Here is a 22213-nt window from a genome sequence, read left to right as displayed (position 1 = left end):
CTTCCGTTCACTGCGGTGGCTCCAAGGTCCGCTCTGCTCACGCAAGTCAGCCTCAAGCAACTTTGACCAGTAGTTTCTGTGCCTCTCCCCATTGCCTCGGCGATTGCCCATACATGCGCCTGAACTCGCGACTGAACTGGGACGGGCTGACGTAACCAACGTCCATTGCGGCTTCGTTCACCGGCATCCCGCCCGCGATCTTCATGGCAGCGTTGTTGAGGCGCATCGTCTTGACGAACTGGATTGGAGCCATCGTCGTGACCTGCTTGAATTTGCGATGGAAGACCGCCCGGCTCATCCCCGCTCGGCTTGCCATATCCTCTATGGAGATCGGCGCATCCAAGTGTGACGACACATGCGCAATGGAACGTGCAATAGCGTTGCCAGCGCCGAACGCCTGCCGCGCGAAGTCGCCAGCTTCTCCCTTCAGAATCACATAGAGCACCTCACGCAATCGCGCCTCGCCGAGAACCGCTGCATCCGTCTCGCTGTCTCCGAGCCGCAGCAGCCGCAGCAGCGCTTCCGTGAACCCATCGTCCCATCGTGCGAGCCTAATTCCCGGCTCCCGCAGTTCCCCTTTGACCGAAGGAAGCGCGCGCCCGGCATTATCCATCTCCATCGCCAGCTCGGCCATAACACGTTGTTCCAGTGAGATCATAACCCCGTAGAGCGGCTTGTCATGCGAAGCCAAAGGCGTCCCCGCCTTGACTGGCATCGACATTGGGCAGCAGAGGTATTGACTGTTGTCGTATTCGTATCTTCGGCCATCCAGAACGGCTTCCTTCACCCCGCTCACGATGGCCACGATGCAGGGCTCGTAAACGGCTGGAACACAGGGGATTGATTGCGTGGCGCGAAACAGGCGTACACCCTTGATACCCGTCTCGGTCAGGCCGTCCGTTTCGGTTCGGTCTGCGATGATTTGCTTGATCTGATCCTTGCTCATAAGAGAGGTGTAAAGGCTCCAGATCGAAACTGGCAACTACCTTGATACAATTGGGCAAGTATTTGCGATGATCTCGCCTATTTCAGAGTTCAAGCGAGAGTTATCTGCATTTCCAAGTTAAAACACTATTCACTCGGTCCCCGCGCCCACGCAGATAGGAGACAAAAGATGCCAGATACCACATTCGGACCGAACGGCTGGACACCCGAACGTCTCAGCGACCTCTCCGGCAAGACCTACCTCATCACGGGTGCCAACGCCGGTGCCGGACTCCAGGCTGCGCGGACGCTCCTTAAAAAGAACGCTAAAGTCGTGATGTTGAACCGCTCAGCTGAGAAGTCTCAGGCAGCTGTTGCGGACCTGAAAAGTGAGTTCGGTAGCGAGGCGGAAGTGAGCTTCATTCGTATGGATCTGGCCTCGCTCGCTAGTGTACGCGAAGCTGCGGACGAGGTTCTGAATTCCGTTCCCCGGATTGATGCGCTCATCTGCAATGCGGCCATAGCGCAGGTGCCAACCCGCAAGCTGACTGAGGATGGGTTCGAGAGCCAGCTCGGCACCAATCATTATGGTCACTTCCTGCTTTGCGGGATGCTATTCGAACGCATCGAAGCCACGAAAGGTCGGATCGTCGTTGTCGCCAGTCTCGGCTATAATATGGGGCTGAAGACGATAAAGTTCGATGACATGAACTGGGAAGAGGGTTACGGCCCAAACACCGCCTACTCGCAAAGCAAGTTGGCGCAAATGATGTTCGCTTTCGAATTGCAGGACAGGCTTGCCGGCGCAGGGCGCACCGAAGCCGAGGTCTATGTCTGCCATCCCGGCTCGTCGGCAACGTCACTGATCAGCACCAGTGGCAGCCGGACGATGCGGTTCATCTGGTGGCTCATGACCATGACGCCGATGGTTCAAACGGCTGAACAAGGGTCCTATCCCGAAGTCATGTGCGCCACTGAAGAGACTTTGACCGAACAACGCGCGCTTTATGGACCAACAGGTCGCTTTGAAGCCGTTGGCCCGGTCGGCAGGGGCACATTAAACCCGCATGCGTATGACAAAACCGTCATGGCAAGGCTTTGGGAGGTCACTGAACAAGAAACAGGCTTGAAGTGGGAGATTTAATTCAACGGTTCCCCTGCGGCTGGTGATGCTTCACCCACAATCGGACATTTGTGCACTGTGCAGCATTTAGTAGAATGGGGCTCGGAGCTGCCGCTTGAAGTTGTAGGTTATTTGTTCTTTATTGCTTTTCCTGGGAGTAACTCTGTGTCGATCTCTCCATCACTGATGAGCACTGTTCCGTTGACGAGGAGGTACTCTACGCCCACCGAAGCTTCTGCTGGTTTGTCGATGGTGGCTCGATCACTGATCGTGTCTGGGTCGAATACGGTGATGTCTGCGTCCATACCTACTTGCAGACGCCCTTTGCGTTCCATTGAAGGTACGAGACCGTCAAAGAGTTGCGCAGGGATTAGCGAAACTTTTGCGATAGCTTGAGGCCAATCCAGAAGTTGATCTTCTCGCACCCAGACTCTCAAAAACTTGGCGAACGTGCCAGCGCTCCGGGGATTTGATTGCGCATTCTCGGGTACGGGCCAAGTGCTCCCCATAACCGGAGTCCCATCTGGGAGAGTGTACGGTATGGAGTCGGATGCGATGGCGATCCATGGTTTTGCTGTTACCTGCTTCAGGATTTCAGCGTCACTGGCTTTCTTTTCATCCAAATACTGCATAATTATGAATTGCCCTGGATCTTCCTCTTGCTCCTTGCGGATATCAGCTTCGTCTTCGATCCAACGCTGTTTGGCCACTAGGCGAACTGAGTCAAAATCGATGCCCATCCGGTTTCGAAACTCGTCGCCCTCCTGCAAGAGCACCGCGGAGGCAATAGGCATTGTTGCGATCCCGTAGGGATAAACCTCGGTCGTCACATCGACACCCAATTCCCTCGCCGACGCCACCATTTCGGCGGCCGTAAGTGTGTCGTGGAGATTTGTTGAATGCAGGTGGCAAATGTTAGTTCGCGCACCAGTAGTTGCAGCCAGACCGAGGACCATGTTGAGACCTTCCAGAGAGCTCAATGGATCAACCTGCGACCAGTTCCTCATATGTGTACTGATCGGAACGTTGTTTTCAGCTGCGGTCTCCCAAACACGTTGAAGTTCCTTGCCACCGACACCGGGAACGTACCCAGAGTTGACACCAATCCCGAGTGCCCCTTCATCAAGGCCCTGTTGCAGCAAGGAGAGTACATCTTCTAGTTCTTCGTCGGTGGAGACGTCCGTAGTCCAGCGTGGATACGCGAACGCACTCTGATACCAAGTTGCCGTAGGTTCAACGGGCGGCATCTCGTCTATCATCGTAGCAATGCGAGCAAACGTCCAAGACGCTGTTGCCCCGAAGTTGGTGGCACGCCCCTCCGCTTCAGTGGCATCATACCACTGGCCGATAGGTAGCACTCCAGATTCTAGTTCGAGTGCCGTTGTTACTCCGTCCAACGCCTGAAGACGGTTGGCTGGAAGATCAATCACTGAGTGCGAGTGAAGATCAATGAAGCCTGGTGCAACTATCAAACCCGTCGCGTCAATCACCGTCGCTGCGTCGAGCGGTTCCTCTGAAATCTCTGTGATTTCGTTACCGACAATTCCGACACTTCGAACTGCGTCCAAACCGGTTTCTGGGTCAATGACACGTCCGTTGTTAACCGCCACATCCAATTGCTGCGCGCTTAACAGTGTTGGGAATAATACAAGCAGTGCGGATAGAAATTTCATCGAAGGAACCTCACTAGAAAACCCAACTCCGTGGGAAAGTAGCATGAACAGTCACCATTGCGACTTTTGAAACATAAATGTCCCCTTTGGGCTCGGGGCAGACGTTGGCCGTGGTCGGCTCGAACAACCGCTTTGCGGACTTTACTGCCCTTCGTTGCGGGCGCACAATCGGACGCCCTGCAGACTCGGAAATCCGCAGAAAAGGACGGGAAGCAGTCATTCGCTGCAGAAAAACCGCATAAGCGTGATCGTAGTAGCAGACCCTAGGATTTTACTTGTTTGAAATTGGTAGAGTTCTTCTCGCAAATGCATCGAATTCCCCAAAGAAGTCGGAAAACTGCCAGTCACTCTTTACCTAAATCTCTACCGAAAACTCCGTTCAAAACGAAATCCGCTGTGCTTGGACTGCTTGCGAAAGGTAAGTCATAGACAATCGCAAGGCGGCTCAGAGCTTTGACATCCACATCATGAGGCATCGGTGACATTGGATCTATGAAGAAGAATAGGCCGTCGAGCTTACCCTCACAGATCATTGCGCCAAGTTGTTGATCGCCTCCCAACGGACCGCTTTTGAGTGCGGTTAGTTGAAGCTCGGGCAGAGCTGCTTTTATACACCCACCAGTAGTGCCTGTCGCAAAGATGCTGGCTTGACGCAGAGTTTCGATATGCCTTGTGGCCCATTCCACCATCAGGTCTTTCTTGGCGTCATGCGCAACCAATGCCAGTTGCAGCCGACTATCTGATGAATTGCTCGACATAATCCGCACCCAGACCTACTTCCTCATAGTGCTTACGGCACATGTCGATCTTGGTAAAGACGTCCTCGTAACCCATGGTTTTGCCCCATGGGTCGACATAGAGCATTACTCCGTTCACCTGAAAGTATGTGATCATCTCATCCACATCATCGGGCACGACTAGCGTATGAGTTTCACCCGGCGGCTCATATACATAGCCGCCTTCTTGTGCGACCCAGTCATGTTCCAGATAGTGCCAGCGCCCCTTCAGAACAAACCCATGCACGGGTTGAGGGTGCCGATGCCGGGACAGGACACCTGATTTCCGGACGCGCAGAAGGTTCATCCAATAGCCTTGCGACCTGTTCAGGCATAAAGGCTGGAACGACACGTTCTCGGTTTGGGGAACCCAGAAACGCTCATCCCGTGCAACGGCGTCGGGTATGACGATCTCCTCTTGCGCATCCTTCGGGAATGGCAACTGATACGGCATTCTTGGATCGTCGTCTTGTCCTTGAACTGGCATGGGGTTGTCCTTTTTTACATTGCGGAATAGCCACCATCCACAGGATAGATGGCTCCGGTCACAAAAGCGGCCTCGTCAGATAGCAACCACGCGGCCAATGCCCCAACCTCGGATGGCTTGCCCCAACGGTCCAGTGGGGTGCGGCCCAGAATCGGCTGGTTACGGCTCGGATCGGCGCGCAAAGCTTCGGTCATTTCGGTTTCAATCCATCCGGGAGCCACCGCATTCACACGGATGCCATCTAAGGCCCATCTCCCGGCCAAAGCCTTGGTTAACTGGGCGACCCCACCTTTGCTGGCGGAATAGGCCGGAACCAAAGGGCCGCCAAAGTACGTGAGCATCGAAGCCGTATTGACGATAGCACCGCCTGTCGAAGCCAACAGAGGCTGGGCCGCCAAACAGCAGCGCATTGTACCAGTCAGGTTGATGTCGATCACTTTCTCAAACGTCTCGATCCCGTATTCGGCGCCGCGTACCAGAATGCCTGCACAATTGATCAATCCGTCCAGCTTTTCGATCCCGGTAAAGAACTCGGAAACGGCCTGGATATCGCGCACGTCCAACTGCGTGCAGGTGTCATCGGAATGTCGCGCCGCGTATTCCGACACTTCTTCCGCACCAACCCCTGTGGCCGTCACACGCCATCCTTTGGCGCGCAAAGTGTCCGCGATGCCAGCACCAATCCCGCGGGTTCCACCAATAATCACGGCGTGTTTCATCGGTCAGTCACCTTCCGACAGAAACGCTTCGACAGCGTCCTTACTCGGCATCGGAGCAACGGCACCGTATCCTCGAGTCGACAGGGCTGCGGCGGCGTTGGCGTAGCGGGCGGCAGTGAAAGGATCATCACCTTCGACGATACGCGCAAGGAATGCACCGTCAAAAGTATCACCTGCTGCTGTAGCGTCGACAGCTTCTACCCTGCGGCCTTTGACCCGCTCTCGTTTGTCAGGCGTAGCGACCAAAGTGCCTTCAGCTCCAAGCGTCAGGGCCACGATTTTGGCACCGAGGTCCAGATAGAAATCCGTGATCGCGTTTGGATCGGACAGCCCTGTCAGCTGTTCGGCGTCATCCAGACCCGGCAAGGCGATGTCGCACTGCGCAATTGCCGCATGAGTCACCGCGCGTGCGCGCTCAATCGGCCAAAGTTTCAAGCGCAGATTGGTGTCGTAAGAGATCAGACCACCCGCCTGTTTTACGATCTTGATAGCCGCGAATACGGAGTCTGCGGCAATGTCCGAAATCGCCTGGCTTATACCAGACACATGCAAAAGTTTCGCCGCCTCCAGAGCCGCAACCGGTAGATCGTCAGGTCCCATTCGGCTACTGGCAGATCCCGCGCGAAAATAGCTGAACTCGTGCCCATTCGCGCCATGCGTTACGAAATAGACCCCGGTATGAGCGTCCGCAACCTGGCGGACGGTCGACACATCCACACCTTCGGCCTGCCAAAGGTCCATAAACGAATTGCCGAAGGTATCGGCCCCGATATGAGTCACGTAACCTACGGATGCACCCTGACGCGCAGCGGCGATGGCACAGTTCGACGTGTCGCCGCCATGTCCGGGCAGGTAGTTCCCATCGGGCTGCTGATTAAACTCCAGCATCGGTTCGCCAAGGCACAGAATATCGGGGGTCATTGCTGTCTCATTTCACGTAAAAGGGTCAGCCCGTTGGGGCTGACCAAGTTGTATGGGAGGATTATTCGGCCGTATAGCTTTGGCCGACACCCGGGATCTTCCAGATTCGGAAGTTCGGGATTTCGGGGTCTTCAAAATTCATGTCGCCATCGACCCAGATGTGCAGGTGGTTCGACACCACATACATCTCACCATCCGGTCCCCAGGCCAGCGTGTCGGGCCAGTTCATTTCCGGGTGGTGGACGAAACGGCTGACCTCGCGCGTGGATTCATCGAACTTCATGATCCCGTCCAGTGACAGTGCGGTCATGTAGATGTTGCCTGCGTTGTCCGCCGTCATCCCATCGGTGTTCGAGGGCAGCACTGCGGCAACCTCAACCGCGTTTTCGATAACCGTTTCATTGGTCTCGAAATCGCGCAGGATTTCGGTCGGCAAACTATACAGGTGATTGCCGGTCAAATTGGTCCAGTAGAGCGTTTCCTTGTCGCCCGACAACGCGATGCCATCAGCACCGGTGCGCATGCCGCCATTCTTCAGGACCAGGCGGTCGTCGATGTTGAAGAAGAAATTAGGTTCATCATTGGTGAACCGGTGCTGATCCAGAATGCGGCGTACCGAGTTGGTGTTGCTGTCAAATACGATCAGGCCGCCATGCAGTGGGTCACAGAAGATGCCGCTGTCCGCGATATAGGCAAAGCCGGTGTCGTTATCGACGGCCAGATCGTTCAGAAAAGAACACTGACGATCCGCTTCTTCCGCTGTGAAGACATAGCGCTGGATTTCCTTGTTCTCTTTCAGATCCCAAAGCACCAGCTTGGCGTCACCGTCTTCAAACGGAGGGCCGGCCACGTGGCCCTGATCCAGGATCCACATCACATCGTTGCGGTCGATCTCAAAACCCAGAACGGCTTTCAGGCCATCAGGGTTCGACATGCTGTTCATTTCCTCAGACGGAAACGCCTCCAGTTCCCACGTGTCGCCGTTCTTGACCAGTTTCGAGACGGTCGAGGGGATCTCGGCCCCGCCCCAGCGCGCGGTGGACACATAAATGTTACCCTGGCTGTCGACCTTGGCGCCCTGAACCAGCGCCTTGCCGAAAATCTCGCTGCCTTCCCAGGCAGATTTTGTCGCCTCGTCCTTGACGGCATAGGGCAGACTGTTCCATTCCGCTACTACCTCGGGCTCGTTTGCAAGCGCCGGGGTGGCCAGAACGGCGGTAAGGGTCACCGTGTTGAGCAGTCGTTTCAGCATGTATTCCTCCCTTGCTGAGTTTTGGTGTTCCGCAGGCCGTTGCCGCGGCCTGCGGGACGTTTGGTTTAGATGCGACCGAATTTCGCCAGACCTTCGCGCAGCGAGCCGGTTTCGATGATCAGGCGGGCCTGTTCGGCTTCGCGCTCGTCGATCTCGCGCGCCATTTCCAGAATTGCCTCGGCATGGTCGCGCGGCACAGCTACCGCACCGTCAATATCGGCTACTATGATATCGCCTGGGTGCACGATGACTTCACCCATCGCCACTTCGACATTCGAGGCCAGCGTCCGGATACGGCCCAGCGTAGTGCCTGGGCTGACGCAGCGGGAATAGACCGGGAAGTCATAGTCACGTTTGATTTCGACCAGATCGCGGACACCGCCATCCAGAACCGCGCCTTCGTGCTTATTGGCGACAGCGCCCGCAGTCATCAGACCACCCCACAGGGCAACGTCAGTGGTGCCGTTGGTCGAGATCACAATGACCGAACCGGCCTCGGATTCATCAATGGCGTCCAGCGCGTGCTGGGGTGGCAGAAATTCATCTGTCGGACCTTCCAGAATGGTCACGGCAGGGCCAACGATTTTCTTTTCGTTGATGCGCGGCTTGATCGAGGCAGGCAGAAAGCCGGTTTTACCTGCGATCTTGTCAACCGCATCTGCGACGGATGCGGTGGCCACTTCGCGAAACCCGGCAACGAGTTCTTGAGTGTTCATGAGTATTATCCTCTTGGGTCAGATAGTTAGAAAGCGGGGCGTCTCACCACGGATTTTTCCAGCTTTTGGGCTGATACCCGTTGAGAACGCGGGTGATTTCTTCGGCTGCATTGCGCTGCAGGACTGCAACCGAGCGTTCCGAATACCAGGCGGCATGATCGGACACGATTGTGTTGGCGCTGTGCAGCAGCGGGTTGTCGGGGGCGACCGGTTCCTGTTCGAACACGTCGATGCCCGCGCCAAATATGCGCCCCTGGTTCAGAGCATCGGCCAGCGCAGCCTCATCGACCAGGCCCCCGCGCGATACATTGATCACGATCGAACTTGGCTTCATCAGTGCGATGTGTTCGGCATCCAGGATATGCCGCGTTTCAGGGGTGAGCGGTGCGTGCAGGCTGATGACGTCTGCGGCCTTACAAAGATCAGCCAAATCCACCTTTTGTACGTCTGCCGCTTGGGCAGCGTCGTCGCTCATATACGGGTCAAATACCAACACGGATGCAAACCCCAGCGCACGGAATTTCTGGGCTGCCTGTAAACCGATCTTGCCACACCCAATCAGGCCAAGGGTGGCGTTTTCGCGGCTGGGGATCAGGGCTGCTTGGCCTATACCCCATTGGCCTTGTCGCACTTCAGCATCACGTGACGGGATGCGCCGCTGCACCGCCAAATACAGCGCCAGCGCGTGTTCGCTGACCTCGGTTTCGGCGCCATAATCGGGGACGTTTACGACATAGATGCCGCGCGACCGGGCGTAGTCCAGGTCGATGTTGTCGACGCCCACCCCATAGCGGACGACGACTTTCAGGTTCGGACAGGCGTCGATCACGGCCGCATCCACGGTACGTTCCCGCACGAGGATGGCGACCGGGTCCAGCGCCTGCAAAGCCGGGACCGCCTCAGTCTCTGGCCCGACCGGCGCGATCTGAACGTCCTGCTTGGCCAGCACCGAGGCCTCGGTGTCATAGGCGGCATAGCCGGGTTCAAGGATTGCTATGGTTTGGCGGGTCATGTGACGGTCCCTCGGCATGGGTTACTGGGCCTTGTAGGCTTCGACGGCAGCGTCGAGGCGATCCGGCCATTCCTCGCCAATCTCACCGACGATGTATTCACGCACGGCGGGCTGCGCGGCTTCGCGGAACATGGCTTTTTGCTCGGGGCTGACCGGCACGACCTCCATGCCTTTTTCCGACAGGATCGCGGTGGCGTTGGCGTCCTGCGCGGCGGTCATGCCACGGTGGATCGTTTTCGAGATTTCAACGCACTGCTCGACGGCTTTCTTCTCGTCATCGGTCAGGCTCTCATAGAACATGTCCGACATCAGATAGGCGTGCCAGCTGAATACATGCCCATCCAGAGAGACGTATTTCTGGTGCTGATACAGCGAGGCGTTGACAATGTTTGTCACACCGTTTTCCTGACCGTCCACAACGCCCTGCTGCAGCGCACCAGGCAGTTCCGGCCACGGAACGGGCGTTGCCGATGCACCCAGGCTTTCAACCAGAGTCACCCATACAGGCGCGGTCATTACGCGCATTTTCAGGCCTTCCATATCGGCAGGCTCGGCCACGGGCTTGACGTTGTTGGTGAAGTTACGCACGCCATTATCGGCCACACCAAAGCTGCGGATGCCGGTCTTTGCCAGCATATCCTCGGCCAGCGCGTCACCGAATTCACCGTCCATCACCGCCCAGGCCATCGCCTGATCGTCGAACAGGTAGGGCATCGCCAGAACTGAGAAGGGTTTGTAGACTGCCGAGATCGGGCCGTCGTGGATCGCTGCCATCTGAACGGTGCCCAGCTGCAAACCTTCCATGATCTCGGACCCTCCGCCCAGCTGCGAGGCCGGGAATATCTGAACGTCGATCAAGCCCGAGGTCTTACCCTCGACGCAGGCTTCAAACGCCAGCGCCGCGGCGTGTTTGGGCGAGCTCAGGTCAGCGGCCTGAAAATGCGCATATTTCAGCTCTTTAGCTGAAGCCGCACTGGCGGCGGTCATTGCAACAACGGCTGTTGCCGTCATCAGTTTCGACATGGTTTTCATGAGGTTCCTCCCTTTCATGTCAGTTCGCAAATCCAAAGAAGTTGGGGATGAAGGTGCTGACACCCGGCACGAGAATGACCAGAAGCAGCACCACGAGCTCAGCCAGCAGCAGCGGCAAAACCGCTTTTGACAGGCGTTCGATTTTCAGTTGTCCGACGGTGGCGATCACGAACAGCACTGGACCAACCGGAGGGGTGATCATTCCGATGGTGAGGTTCAGCACCAGCATCATCCCGAATTGCAGCGGGTCGATCCCCGCAGAATAAGCGATGGGGCCGAGGATCGGCGTCAGGATGATTAACGCGGGCAGCGTGTCGATGAAGAAGCCGCAGATCAGGGCGAACGCCGCAAGAATGAACAGGATGCCCAGACGGTTCTCGGTGATCTGGGTGATCAGTTTGGCCAGTTCCTGCGGAATTTGCAGATAAGTCAGCAGCCAGGCAAAGATCGACGCCATCGCCACGATCAGGAAGACCGACGACGTCACCACCGCGGCCCGCACAAACGCGGCGTACAGAGCGTGGACCGTGAAAGCGCGCAGGATGAAGCCAAGGAACAGAGCATAGGCAGAGGCCACCGCGCCCGCCTCGGTCGGAGTGAACACACCGAACAGGATACCGCCCAGAATGATTGCTGGCATGATCAGCGCTGGAATGGCCGACAGGGTTGCACTGCGCAATTCAACCATGGTGGCGCGATGTTCGCGCCCGCGGTAGCCGTTGCGGGTGGACACGATATGGTTCGCGATGGCCAGCGCAACGCCCAGCAGAACCCCAGGCACGATTCCAGCCAAAAATAGTCCCGCGACCGTCACTCCATTAGTCGAGATCGCAAAAATCACAGCCAGGATGGACGGTGGGATGATCGGACCGATGGTGGCTGTCGCGGCGGACAAAGCACCGGCATAGTTCTTCTCATACCCAGCTTCACGCATCATCCGCATGACGATGGCAGAAGGCCCTGCTGCATCCGCGAGGGCAGAACCGCTGATCCCCGCAAACAGCATCGACACAAGGATGTTCACATGCCCCAGCCCACCACGTACATGCCCAACCAGAGCGTTGGCAAAGCGCAACAAAGCGTTTGTTAGCCCGCATGCCGTCATCAGTTCAGACGCGAGAATGAAGAACGGTACCGCCATCAGCGGAAAGCTGTCGATCCCGGCGAACATGCGTTGGGTTGCGACCAGTGGGTTCAATGAACCGTCGATAAAAATCGCCGACAGGCCGGCGATCCCCATCGTGAAGGCTACGGGAACACCCAGAAACAGCGTCGCAAAGAACAGGATGATCAGGGTTTTTGCCATGGCTCAGACCTACGCCTCTTCGCTCTTGGCGCTGGGGCCGTGTTCAAACTCTTGGCTTACGAAACGTTTTGCGAAAAAGGCCAACTGAATCAGGAACAAAGCGCACCCGACTGGGATAGCGAGATAGGGGATGCCGCGTGAAATGCCGGTGGACATGGTTTCCTTGTTCCAGCCGAATTCAACGAACTTGACACCCAGCCACAGCATCGTCGCCATGAAGGCAAACATGACGAAGACGATGGCCCAGCGCAGCAGTCGGGCCAGAGCTTCGGGTAGCAAATCCGGAATTGTGGTGATCGCGACCAACCGGCCCTCTCGCAAGGCAAGACCAGCACCGCAAAAAGCGCCGAGGATCATTAGGTGTCTTGCGACCTCTTCAACCCAGGCCAGGGACGTACCAAAACCGTACCGCCCCACCACATTGGCAAAGACGATTGCAAAGACCGTAGCGAGCGCCAAAGCCACCAGCGCCCGATTCAATGCAACAATCCATGTTTCTAGAGTTTGCAAAGACGCCCCTCCCGATGCCGTCTCTTTGTGAGAATCAAAACTGGCATACAGTATGCTAATGTGTCAACACTAACACATTGTATGCCAGATACATCGCTGCTACTGTCGAACTGAGGAGAGCGACATGAGCCCATTCAACAGACCGAAATCATTGACGGAATTGGTGACCGAAAACCTGCGCGAGCGGATTATCAAAGGCGAGTTCGAACTGGGTGAGCAGCTGTCTGAGGCTCGAATCGCCAAGAACCTTGAGGTCAGCCGCACACCTGTTCGTGAGGCAATCAATCGACTTGAAATGGAAGGGCTGCTCGTAGTCGAACCGCAACGTGGGTCCTTCGTGTTCAACTTGGAGCCCGAAGAATTGGCAAAGCTCTGCGACGCGCGTGTCTGCCTTGAGACAACCGCTTTAACCTCGGCCATGCAGGCAAACCCGCAAGAGCTGTATACCGCGCTTAACGATTGCATCAATCGGATGAAAGCGGCGCGAGGGGCGGCGGATGATGCAGAATACCTGTATCAGGATACTCTTTTCCACCAATGCCTGTTTGATTGTGCGGATAATCGGTTTCTGAATGACGCGTACCAGACGATTGCTCTTAAAATGGCAGCATTGCGCAGCCGGTTGGGGCACCACCCGGATCACATGGCTAAGTCCTATCGGGAGCACATTGAGTTGCTTCAGTGCGTCGAGAATGGCGATGTTTCAAAAGCGCTAGACGTGCTGAAACTCCACATAGACAGGAAAGAAGGGTCCTATTGGAGTGACGCAACTAAAGCGGACAGCCAGACCCAGCACGTGAATTAAGCGCTTCTGTGTCCTGCCTGCAGCACGCACGACGTCTCAACTCGCACCCGCAGCGAAGGTCGGGTTACCCTCGCGATTGACTAGACCACGCGAAAAAGTCGAGGTCGGCGTTGGGCTCAAAGCGGTCTTTAGCTGCAATCTGTGTGAGTGTCTGCTATATTGTTTTACCAACATCTTGTCATAAGACACCTTGCGCTGTGCCTCGTTTGAAATCGATCGTTGTGTGGTATCTACCGTGGTATACATTCAACATAGATCAATTTACTATATATTTAACAAATACCTGCAGGATTAGTTATACTGACTTCTTTTCCGCCATCAACCTATTGACATCATGCGGTAAAAGCCAAGCTGGGCAAAGCCTTTCGCCGTTGACTGATAAATTCGCACGAAGATGAAGAGGCACAACCAACTAGGCAGGAGTTCACTTTGTTTGCAAATACAGGAACTCGCGCGGCAGGATCTACAGGAAAAGCACTGATGGGAGATGCGACAACGGTAGACAGATCTAGGGTGAATCCAACTTAACTTGAATAAGTCTGCAGAACCCGCCCAAGGTTCTTTTCGATTATACACTTCCACTTGGATTCACGCAGAAACATCGACACAGAACCAATCGGCATGTGGACAATAAAACACAACGATCGAGAAGCATCATCCGGTCGTTGACGACCTCCAAATCCCTTAGGTAGAGACACTGTATCAAACCGTTGCAAAGGGAACGATGTTTTGGATTTTGAGGTGGCGAGTTTTTGGTACGGACAATCGCTCTCTTGCGTGGAGCGAGTCTGTATTCAGTCCTTTCTCGACCATGGCTACACGTATCATCTCTATGTTCTGGATTTGGACATTGATGTCCCGGACGGTGTCATCGTCCATGACGCCCGCGAAATATATGGCGTGGGCAAAACCGACCAGCTTGATGCGTCACGCAAACGCGCCGCGGTGTATTCGGATGTGTTCCGAATCTATCTGATGCAAAAAACCGATTACGTCTGGGTCGATCTGGACATATATTGCGTAAATCCCCTGCACGTGAATTCCGATTATCTGTTCGGCCTGATTAGGCGGAACAACTCGATGAACAACTGCGTTCTGCGTCTCCCAAAGGGTTCACTGGCCCTAAAACTTATCATCAACTTCTTGGAATCTGATGTGCCATTTCCGTTTTGGCTCGGACCGGAACGCACACAGAAGTTAGTTGACCGATACCAGGCAGGCGATCGATTTACGCTGTATGACCTGCCCTGGACGACAACCGGCCCCAGTGTCACCCGCTGGGCCCTAAACGCGACCGGCGAGATCAGTCGCGGCCAGCACTGGCATTTGTATTTTCCGCGTCGCGGTTTTTTGGATCCTGAACGTGGTCTAGATGACTACGAACCCGATTGGGTTCGTTTCCATCATTTCCAAGGCGAAACCAGAAGCAACATAAGGGCGCATTACGGTGGGTTGCCGCCCGAAGGAAGCTACATTGATGTCGTCTGCAAACGTCACGGTATAGACCCTGCTCGATATCCGGTCATTTAAGCTCCGCAATCACGCCGCTCAGCAGACTTCTCCGCGTTCATCATGCAGTTTACCTGTTTGTCTGTTGAGCGGACAGTCCGGTGGACTGTTTTTAGATCGAACGTTCTGATTGAAATTTGATTGCGGAAGGGCACAACCACCGGTGTCGACCGCAATTGAAAAGTCAGGAATAGGCGCGAACCCGACATACGCAACTCGTCACTAAACTTCTGTTATCCGAGGTTAATCTGCCGTTGGTGTGTTTTGCTTGAACAACCAACTTGTGTACTTGGCAAACGAGCGAAAAAACCTCGGGAGGATTACAAATCTGGCAGCAAGTCTAAGGCAGTGGGGCAATCGCTTCAAAAAGCGGACATTTATCCAGACTCTGAAAAACGCCGTTCCCGTCAGCGCCACCTGGATTTACTTACCATTACGGGAAGCTTGATTTTTGCGGTTTGTTTTCGTCTCGCCTGAGCAATAGACACTTGATGCGACGTTTTTGGAGGGAAGCTGCCATCTAAAAGTCCCGCGTTTCAAACGTTTGGCAACTCTGCACCGCGTTGAACGATTGACATGCATTCGCAGTTGGTATGCTATCCACAACCATAACGTTCACAGAAATTTGCGACAGAGCATCGCGAATTCAAAGCAGATAAGCATCTGCAAAATGGGAGAAAAACATGAACAAACCAATACTCGCGCTTGCGCTGTTGATGACGACGACGTCGCTGGCCAATGCAGAAACCCTGCGTTGGGCGCGCTCGGGGGATGCGCTGACGCTTGACCCGCATTCGCAAAACGAAGGGCCCACGCATACCGTGCGCCACCAGATGTATGAACCTCTGATTATCCGCGACACGTCCGGCGCTTTTGAGCCTGCGCTGGCCACCGATTGGGCCCCCAGCGAGAGTGATCCGAATGTCTGGGTGTTCAACCTGCGTCAGGGCGTGAAGTTCCATGACGGTGCTGATTTCACCGCAGAAGATGTAGTGTTCAGTATCAACCGCGCGAAACAACCAAACTCGGACATGAAAGAGCTAATCAACTCGATTGTCGAGGTGCGTGCTGTTGATGACCACACGGTCGAGATCGTGACCGACGGCCCGAACCCGATCCTGCCGGCGAACCTGACCGACCTGTTTATCATGGACAAAGGCTGGACCGCGGCGAACAACGCGGTCAACGTTCAGGACTTTGAAGGTGGTGAGATCACCTTTGCGACTGTGAATGTAAATGGCACCGGCCCCTACAAGCTGGTTAGCCGCGAGCCCGATGTGAAAACCGTGATGGAGCGGAACGAAGACTATTGGGGTCGTGATCAGTTCCCGATGGCGATCAGCGAAATCATCTATACACCGATCCAGAACGACGCCACCCGCGTTGCGGCGATGCTGTCGGGCGAGGTGAACTTCCTTCAGGATATGCCGGTGCAGGATCTGGACCGGGTGAATGCTGTGGACGGCTTGGTCGTCAAGCAAGCACCGCAAAACCGGGTGATCTTCTTTGGTATGAACCAGGGCGGGGATGATATCGAAGCGGACAACGTCGATGGCAAGAACCCCCTTGCCGACGTCCGGGTACGTCAGGCCATGTCCAAGGCGATCAACCGGGACGCCATCCAACAGGTGGTTATGCGCGGTCAGTCGCAACCTGCCGGGATGATCGCACCGCCCTTCGTCAACGGCTGGACCGCCGAGATGGACGGTGAAAGCAGCACGGATGTTGAAGGCGCGAAGGCTCTTTTGGCCGAGGCGGGCTATCCCGACGGCTTCTCGATCCGGCTGGATTGCCCCAATGACCGCTACATCAACGACGAAGGTATCTGTCAGGCCGCTGTCGGGATGCTGGGTCAGATCGGCATTACGGTGAATCTGGATGCCAAACCCAAGGCACAGCACTTCCCGCTGATCACGGATGGCAAGACCGATTTCTACATGCTGGGATGGGGCGTTCCGACCTATGACTCGGAGTACATTTTCAACTTCCTCGTCCATGGCCGCGAAAGCGACATCGGGACGTGGAACGGCACCGGGTATGACAATGATGAGTTGGATGCCAAGATCAAGTCGCTGGCCTCGAACACGGATCTTGTTGCGCGAGATCAGGCTATCGCCGAGATCTGGCGCGTGGTGCAGGATGAACAGCTTTATATTCCAATCCACCATCAGGTGCTGAACTGGGGTATGGCTGAAAACCTGGACATCAACGTTGATCCTGAAGATCAGCCTATGGTCAAGCACTTCGGCCTGAACTAAGAAACGTGGCCGGGCCTCGAAATACGGGGCCCGCCACCAAAAAGTGGGAGCTATCATGAAACGTCTGACCACTGCCGCGCTTTTGGGCGCGCTTGCCTTACCCGTAGCAGCCGAAGAGTTCACGTTTGCCGTTACAACGGACCCGCAAACAATGGATCCTCATGCGGTCAACTCCGCCCCCGTTCTGGGTTTTTTGAACAATGTCTACGAAGGGCTTGTTCGGCGAGGCAAGGATATGACCATCGAACCGGCGCTTGCGACCAGTTGGGAAACCATCGGCGACGGAGCTGGATGGAGGTTCAAGCTGCGCGAGGGCGTAACGTTTCATGATGGGTCTGAATTCAATGCGGATGACGTGATCTTCTCGTACCAGCGGGCGTCTGACGAAAACTCGGACACCCGCAGCTGGTTCGCGCCCGTCAGCGAGGTGGTCAAGGTTGACGATTACACCGTCGACGTGATGACCACCGCACCAAACCCAATCTTTCCCGACAGCATCGCCAACTGGATGATCATGGATAGCGGCTGGGCCGAGGCGAATGACACAGCCCTTCCCGACAAAGAAGCAGGTAACTACGCAACGCTCAACGCCAACGGTACCGGTGCCTTCCGCGTCACCGCGAGAGAGCCGGGCCTGCGCACGGTTCTAGAGCCCTTCGAAGGCTGGTGGGGCGAGACCGAGCACAACCTGACTCGTGCCGAACTGGTGCCTATCCAGAATCCAGCGACCGCTCTGGCAGCTCTGCTTTCAGGCGATGTGGATTTCATCAACCCGGTTCCCATTCAGGACGTCGCCCGGTTGCAGGGCAACCCGGACGTGAAAGTCATTCAGGGCATCGAAGCACGTGTCATCATGCTGGGCTTCGACCAGCAGGAAGGCGCAAGTGAAACGGGCCAAGGCGGGACCGACGTTTTTGGCGACGTGCGCGTACGCGAGGCCGTTGCCAAAGCAGTTAACGTACCAGCCATCCTGCAAACCATCATGCGCGGCAACGCCGAAGTGGCAAGCCAGTTGGTCAGCCCGGCGATGCGTGGCTATTCGGCTGCAAACGCAGACCCATATGCCTACGACCCAGAAGGTGCGAAGGCGTTGCTGGCCGAAGCGGGAGCCGAAGGGGCCGAAGTCAGCTTCAAATGCTCCAACAACCGCTACCTAAACGACGAATCCGTTTGTCAGGCCATTACCGCCATGCTGACGCAAGTTGGATTGAATGTGACGCTCGATGCGATGCCCGTGCAAAATTATTGGCCTGAGCTGCGCGCCGACAACTTCGATATGTATCTGCTGGGCTGGTCACCGGGCACATTTGACGCCGAACATCCTGTGCGTTTCCTCGCATCGACACCAAATGAGGAAAAGAAGCTGGGTTCGTGGAACTTTGGCGGCTATTCCAACGCCCGCGTGGATGAATTGCTGCCACTAATCCAGTCCGAGATCGATGAGCCTACCCGTCAGGCTATGCTGGATGAGGTTGCAGGCATACTTCAGGATGAGGTCGCCTATGTGCCCCTTTACGTCCAGCCGTTGGTCTGGGGCGCGCGCAGCAATATCGAGCTGACACAACGGCCCGACAATTTCTTCCTTCTGCGCTGGGTCACGGTCAACTAAATGCTGTCATACATTATCAGGCGCGTTGCCCAGTCGGCGCTGGTTCTGTTCGTCGTGGGCCTTGTCGCCTTTTCCATGTTCCGCTTTGTCGGTGATCCGATCGACAACATGCTGGGGCAAGAGCGGACCATGGAAGATGTGGAACGTCTGCGCGCTCAGTTGGGACTCGATCAGCCGTTTCCGGTGCAATATGTGAAGTTTCTGCAAGAAGCGGTACAGGGCAATTTCGGCGTCAGCTTCCGTCAGGGGCGTCCGGTCGCTGAAATCCTGGCCGAACGCGCTCCGGCGACGCTGGAACTGGCGCTGGTCTCGGCCGTATTTGCCATAGTCTTAGGCATCGCACTGGGTGTTTTCACCGCAATCCGGCGAGACGGGTTTGCCGCGAATTTCATCATGTCAGCCTCTCTGATCGGGGTATCCCTGCCCACCTTCCTGATCGGCATCCTGTTGATTTACGTCTTCTCGGTCGAGCTTGGATGGCTACCAAGCTTTGGGCGCGGAGAGGTTGTGGATCTGGGCTGGTGGAACACCGGCTTGCTGACCAGCAGCGGGCTTAAGGCGCTGATCTTGCCAGCGATTACATTGGGTCTGTATCAGATGACCCTAATCATGCGGTTGGTGCGGTCCGAGATGCTGGAAGTCCTCCGGCAAGACTATATCCGCTTTGCCCGCGCCCGCGGCCTCAGCGACCGGACCATCAATTTCCGCCATGCGCTGAAAAACACCATGGTCCCGGTTATCACCATCATCGGTCTGCAACTGGGGGCCATCATCGCCTTCGCCATCATCACCGAGACGGTGTTCCAGTGGCCGGGTCTCGGCCTTCTGTTCATCAACGCAATCCAGTTCGTGGATATTCCTGTCATGGCAGCTTACCTGATGATGATTTCGGTCATCTTTGTCACCATCAACCTTGCGGTCGACATCCTTTATGCCTTCATCGACCCGCGCCTGAGGGTCAGCGCATGAGCCGAGTGAGACGCATTCTGGACAGCGACCAGTTCTACGCCTTTCGCCGGTCGCCCGTGGCCATGGTCTCGGCCACGGTGGCTTTGATCCTCATCCTCGCCACCATCCTTGCACCGTTGATTGCGCCGACAAACCCGTTTGACCCGGCCAGCCTGAACCTGATGAACGGCTTCACCCCGCCGATGGAACCCAATGCCTTTACAGGCGAAAGCTTCCTGATGGGCACCGACGATCAGGGGCGGGATGTGTTTTCGACCATCCTGTACGGAATGCGGATCTCGTTATTTGTTGGGGTGGCGGCCGTTCTGTTCGCCATGGTTCTGGGCATTATTCTGGGTTTGTTGTCGGGCTATTTCGGCGGCTGGACCGAAACGATCATTATGCGTACAGCGGATGTGCAACTGACCTTCCCTTCTATCCTGCTTGCTATGCTGATCTTTGGCATCGCCAAAGGCATTACTCCGGTGGAATATCGCGACCAAATGGCGATCTGGGTGCTGATCCTGGCCATTGGCCTGTCCGATTGGGTGCAGTTCGCTCGTGTCGTCCGGGGCGCAACGCTGGTCGAGAAAAACAAGGACTATGTCGCCGCCGCGCGCATCATCGGGCAAAGCCCGCTGACGATCATGCTGCGCCATATCCTTCCCAATGTGCTGTCACCGGTTCTGGTGATCGCGACCATCTCGCTGGCGCTGGCGATCATTGCCGAGGCGACGCTCAGCTTCCTTGGTGTTGGAGCGCCACCAACGCAACCGTCACTCGGCACGCTGATTCGTATCGGGCAGGGCTTCCTGTTCTCGGGCGAGTGGTGGATCCTGTTCTTCCCCGCCTGCACTCTGCTGGCACTGGCGCTGAGTGTGAACCTGCTGGGCGACTGGCTGCGTGATGTTCTGAACCCGAGGCTGAAATGACCGATCCCGTTCTTTCGATCCGCAACCTGACGGTGGAAATCCCCACCCGCCACGGCATCTTCAAGCCGGTCGAGCATGTGACCTATGATCTCCACCCCGGTGAAATCCGGGGCGTTGTCGGCGAGAGCGGTGCAGGCAAATCCATGACCGGCAACGCCGTGATCGGCCTGCTGGACCCTCCGGCCCATGTGTCAGAGGGTGAGGTCTGGCTGAATGGGCGCCGCATCGACGAGTTGGACGCCGAGGATAAACGCCGGATCCGGGGCAAAGAGATCGGGATGATCTTTCAGGACCCGCTGACCTCGCTGAACCCGCTGTTCACAGTTGGTGAGCAATTGGTCGAGACGATCCAACTGCATCTTGGCCTGTCCGCGTCCGAGGCGAAAAAGCGCGCCATTGCCCTGCTGGATCGCGTGTCCATCCCCGACCCGGCGGATCGTTTCAACCAGTATCCGCACCAGTTTTCCGGCGGGATGCGTCAGCGGGTGGTAATCGCGCTCGCGCTCTGTACCGAACCCAGTGTTCTGATCGCGGACGAACCTACAACGGCCCTGGATGTGTCTGTCCAAGCGCAGGTGCTGGATCTGATCAAGGAACTGGCGAAAGAGCGTCAGGTCGGCGTGATCCTCGTCACCCATGATATGGGTGTTATCGCCGACACCACCGATACGGTCACTGTGATGTATTCCGGTCATGTGGTTGAAAGCGGCACGACCGATCAGATCCTCGGCGCGCCGACACATGAGTATACCAAATCCCTGATTGCCGCCGTGCCGCGCCCGCACACCAAGGTCGAGCGTTTCCCAGTGGTCAATTATGGCGAGCGGGAAAGAACCTTCAAGATTGACGATCTGGCGGCCCATTGGGACAAGACTGATCTGTCCAAAACCGGCAAGCTGCTGGAAGTCGAAAACATTACTAAAACGTTCCTGCAAAAAGGTGGGCTGCTACCATCGCAACGCAAGTACTTCACTGCCGTCGATCAGGTGAGTTTCGACATTCGCGACGGTGAGGTTTTCGGCCTTGTGGGCGAAAGTGGCTCTGGCAAGTCCACGGTCGCGCGGATGATTGGAACGCTCTATCCCGTAGATGGCGGACGGGTTATCTTTGATGGCGAAGACGTCACAGTCATGGAGGCAGAGGCTCTGCAAGCCTACCGCCGCCAGATCCAGATGATCTTTCAAGACCCGTTCTCCAGTTTGAATCCCCGCATGAGGGTTGGGGATCTCGTGGCCGAGCCCATCCATCACCATAAAATCCTGCCCAAGCCCGCTATCGAACCACGTGTGCGCGAATTGCTCGACTGGGTTGGGCTGGCTAAGGACGCATGGCGTAAGTATCCACATGAATTTTCCGGAGGGCAGCGTCAGCGTATTTGTATTGCTCGCGCCCTCGCAACTCAGCCCCGTTTTCTGATCTGCGATGAACCGACAAGCGCCTTGGATGTCTCTATTCAAGCGCAAATCCTGAACATTCTCAAAGACCTGCAGGAACATCTCGGCTTGACCATGCTCTTTATCAGCCACGATCTCCCGGTCGTACGTCAGATGTGTGACAGGGTGGGCGTGATGCGTAATGGGAAGTTGCTTGAGGTCCAGGAGACGGATTCGTTGTTCGAAGATCCGCAGCATTCGTATACTAGGGAACTCTTGGATTTGATGCCCCGGTTAAAGCAGTTGGCATAATCTTACGACATAGTCT

The 22213-nt window shown here is 56.0% G+C and carries 20 protein-coding genes; 8 read left to right on the top strand and 12 right to left on the bottom strand.

All coding sequences use genetic code 11. The annotated features are described in order from the left end of the window. Positions 1-52 precede the first annotated feature (52 nt). Positions 53-946 (bottom strand): AraC family transcriptional regulator, encoded by an 894-nt coding sequence (locus GS646_RS01185; RefSeq protein WP_171183764.1) that lies wholly within the window; start codon positions 944-946, stop codon positions 53-55. Between the two features lie 168 nt (positions 947-1114). Between GS646_RS01185 and GS646_RS01180 the strand changes: the two genes are divergently transcribed. Continuing rightward, positions 1115-2068 carry an SDR family oxidoreductase gene (locus GS646_RS01180; RefSeq protein WP_171183762.1) on the top strand — a complete coding sequence of 318 codons (954 nt, stop codon included), beginning with the start codon at positions 1115-1117 and terminating at the stop codon, positions 2066-2068. A gap of 107 nt (positions 2069-2175) precedes the next feature. Here GS646_RS01180 and GS646_RS01175 read toward each other — a convergent pair whose 3' ends face one another. From GS646_RS01175 to GS646_RS01125, 11 genes are all read right to left on the bottom strand, one after another. Then, entirely contained in the window at positions 2176-3720 is a 1545-nt protein-coding gene (locus GS646_RS01175; RefSeq protein ID WP_171647439.1) for an amidohydrolase family protein, read from the bottom strand. A 344-nt stretch (positions 3721-4064) separates the two neighbouring features. After that, positions 4065-4478: a methylglyoxal synthase gene (locus GS646_RS01170; protein ID WP_171183759.1), complete on the bottom strand. Its 414-nt coding sequence runs from the start codon at positions 4476-4478 to the stop codon at positions 4065-4067. Then, entirely contained in the window at positions 4456-4983 is a 528-nt protein-coding gene (locus GS646_RS01165) for a 2,4'-dihydroxyacetophenone dioxygenase family protein (protein ID WP_171183758.1), read from the bottom strand. Before GS646_RS01165 ends, GS646_RS01170 begins: the two co-directional genes overlap by 23 nt. A 14-nt stretch (positions 4984-4997) precedes the next feature. Beyond that, on the bottom strand, positions 4998-5702 hold the full coding sequence (locus GS646_RS01160; protein WP_171183755.1) for an SDR family NAD(P)-dependent oxidoreductase: 705 nt from the start codon (positions 5700-5702) through the stop codon (positions 4998-5000). Positions 5703-5705: 3 nt separating this feature from the next. Further along, entirely contained in the window at positions 5706-6623 is a 918-nt protein-coding gene (locus GS646_RS01155) for a sugar kinase (protein WP_171183753.1), read from the bottom strand. 61 nt (positions 6624-6684) lie between these two features. Continuing rightward, positions 6685-7875, bottom strand: a complete 1191-nt coding sequence (locus GS646_RS01150; protein ID WP_171647441.1) for an L-dopachrome tautomerase-related protein — start codon at positions 7873-7875, stop codon at positions 6685-6687. A 65-nt stretch (positions 7876-7940) separates the two neighbouring features. Continuing rightward, positions 7941-8591 (bottom strand): RraA family protein, encoded by a 651-nt coding sequence (locus tag GS646_RS01145; RefSeq protein ID WP_171183750.1) that lies wholly within the window; start codon positions 8589-8591, stop codon positions 7941-7943. 43 nt (positions 8592-8634) lie between these two features. Next, positions 8635-9603, bottom strand: coding sequence for a C-terminal binding protein (locus GS646_RS01140; RefSeq protein ID WP_171183748.1), 969 nt, complete (start codon positions 9601-9603; stop codon positions 8635-8637). Between the two features lie 21 nt (positions 9604-9624). Then, the gene (locus tag GS646_RS01135; protein ID WP_216600427.1) at positions 9625-10635 is read right to left on the bottom strand and encodes a DctP family TRAP transporter solute-binding subunit; all 1011 of its coding nucleotides are present in this window, start codon (positions 10633-10635) and stop codon (positions 9625-9627) included. A 19-nt stretch (positions 10636-10654) separates the two neighbouring features. Then, the gene (locus GS646_RS01130; protein ID WP_171183745.1) at positions 10655-11941 is read right to left on the bottom strand and encodes a TRAP transporter large permease; all 1287 of its coding nucleotides are present in this window, start codon (positions 11939-11941) and stop codon (positions 10655-10657) included. Between the two features lie 9 nt (positions 11942-11950). Beyond that, positions 11951-12451 carry a TRAP transporter small permease gene (locus GS646_RS01125; protein WP_171647443.1) on the bottom strand — a complete coding sequence of 167 codons (501 nt, stop codon included), beginning with the start codon at positions 12449-12451 and terminating at the stop codon, positions 11951-11953. 124 nt (positions 12452-12575) lie between these two features. Here GS646_RS01125 and GS646_RS01120 point away from each other — a divergent pair, with 124 nt between their 5' ends. The 7 genes from GS646_RS01120 (at position 12576) to GS646_RS01090 (ending at position 22197) form a co-directional block, all read left to right on the top strand. Next, positions 12576-13256: a GntR family transcriptional regulator gene (locus GS646_RS01120; RefSeq protein WP_171183741.1), complete on the top strand. Its 681-nt coding sequence runs from the start codon at positions 12576-12578 to the stop codon at positions 13254-13256. Between the two features lie 729 nt (positions 13257-13985). Next, positions 13986-14786: a hypothetical protein gene (locus GS646_RS01115; protein ID WP_171183738.1), complete on the top strand. Its 801-nt coding sequence runs from the start codon at positions 13986-13988 to the stop codon at positions 14784-14786. Between the two features lie 662 nt (positions 14787-15448). After that, positions 15449-17023, top strand: coding sequence for an ABC transporter substrate-binding protein (locus GS646_RS01110; RefSeq protein ID WP_171183736.1), 1575 nt, complete (start codon positions 15449-15451; stop codon positions 17021-17023). Positions 17024-17078: 55 nt separating this feature from the next. Further along, positions 17079-18632: an ABC transporter substrate-binding protein gene (locus GS646_RS01105; protein WP_171183735.1), complete on the top strand. Its 1554-nt coding sequence runs from the start codon at positions 17079-17081 to the stop codon at positions 18630-18632. Then, on the top strand, positions 18633-19601 hold the full coding sequence (locus GS646_RS01100; protein WP_171096722.1) for an ABC transporter permease: 969 nt from the start codon (positions 18633-18635) through the stop codon (positions 19599-19601). It begins immediately after the preceding gene. Further along, on the top strand, positions 19598-20512 hold the full coding sequence (locus GS646_RS01095; protein ID WP_171096721.1) for an ABC transporter permease: 915 nt from the start codon (positions 19598-19600) through the stop codon (positions 20510-20512). Before GS646_RS01100 ends, GS646_RS01095 begins: the two co-directional genes overlap by 4 nt. Next, positions 20509-22197, top strand: coding sequence for an ABC transporter ATP-binding protein (locus GS646_RS01090; protein WP_171183733.1), 1689 nt, complete (start codon positions 20509-20511; stop codon positions 22195-22197). Before GS646_RS01095 ends, GS646_RS01090 begins: the two co-directional genes overlap by 4 nt. Positions 22198-22213: the final 16 nt, after the last annotated feature.

The organism is Ruegeria sp. HKCCD4315 (genome assembly GCF_013112245.1).
GTDB lineage: Bacteria > Pseudomonadota > Alphaproteobacteria > Rhodobacterales > Rhodobacteraceae > Ruegeria.
Note: the sequence above shows the minus strand (reverse complement) of the source record. Positions and strands in the feature narration are given on the sequence as shown.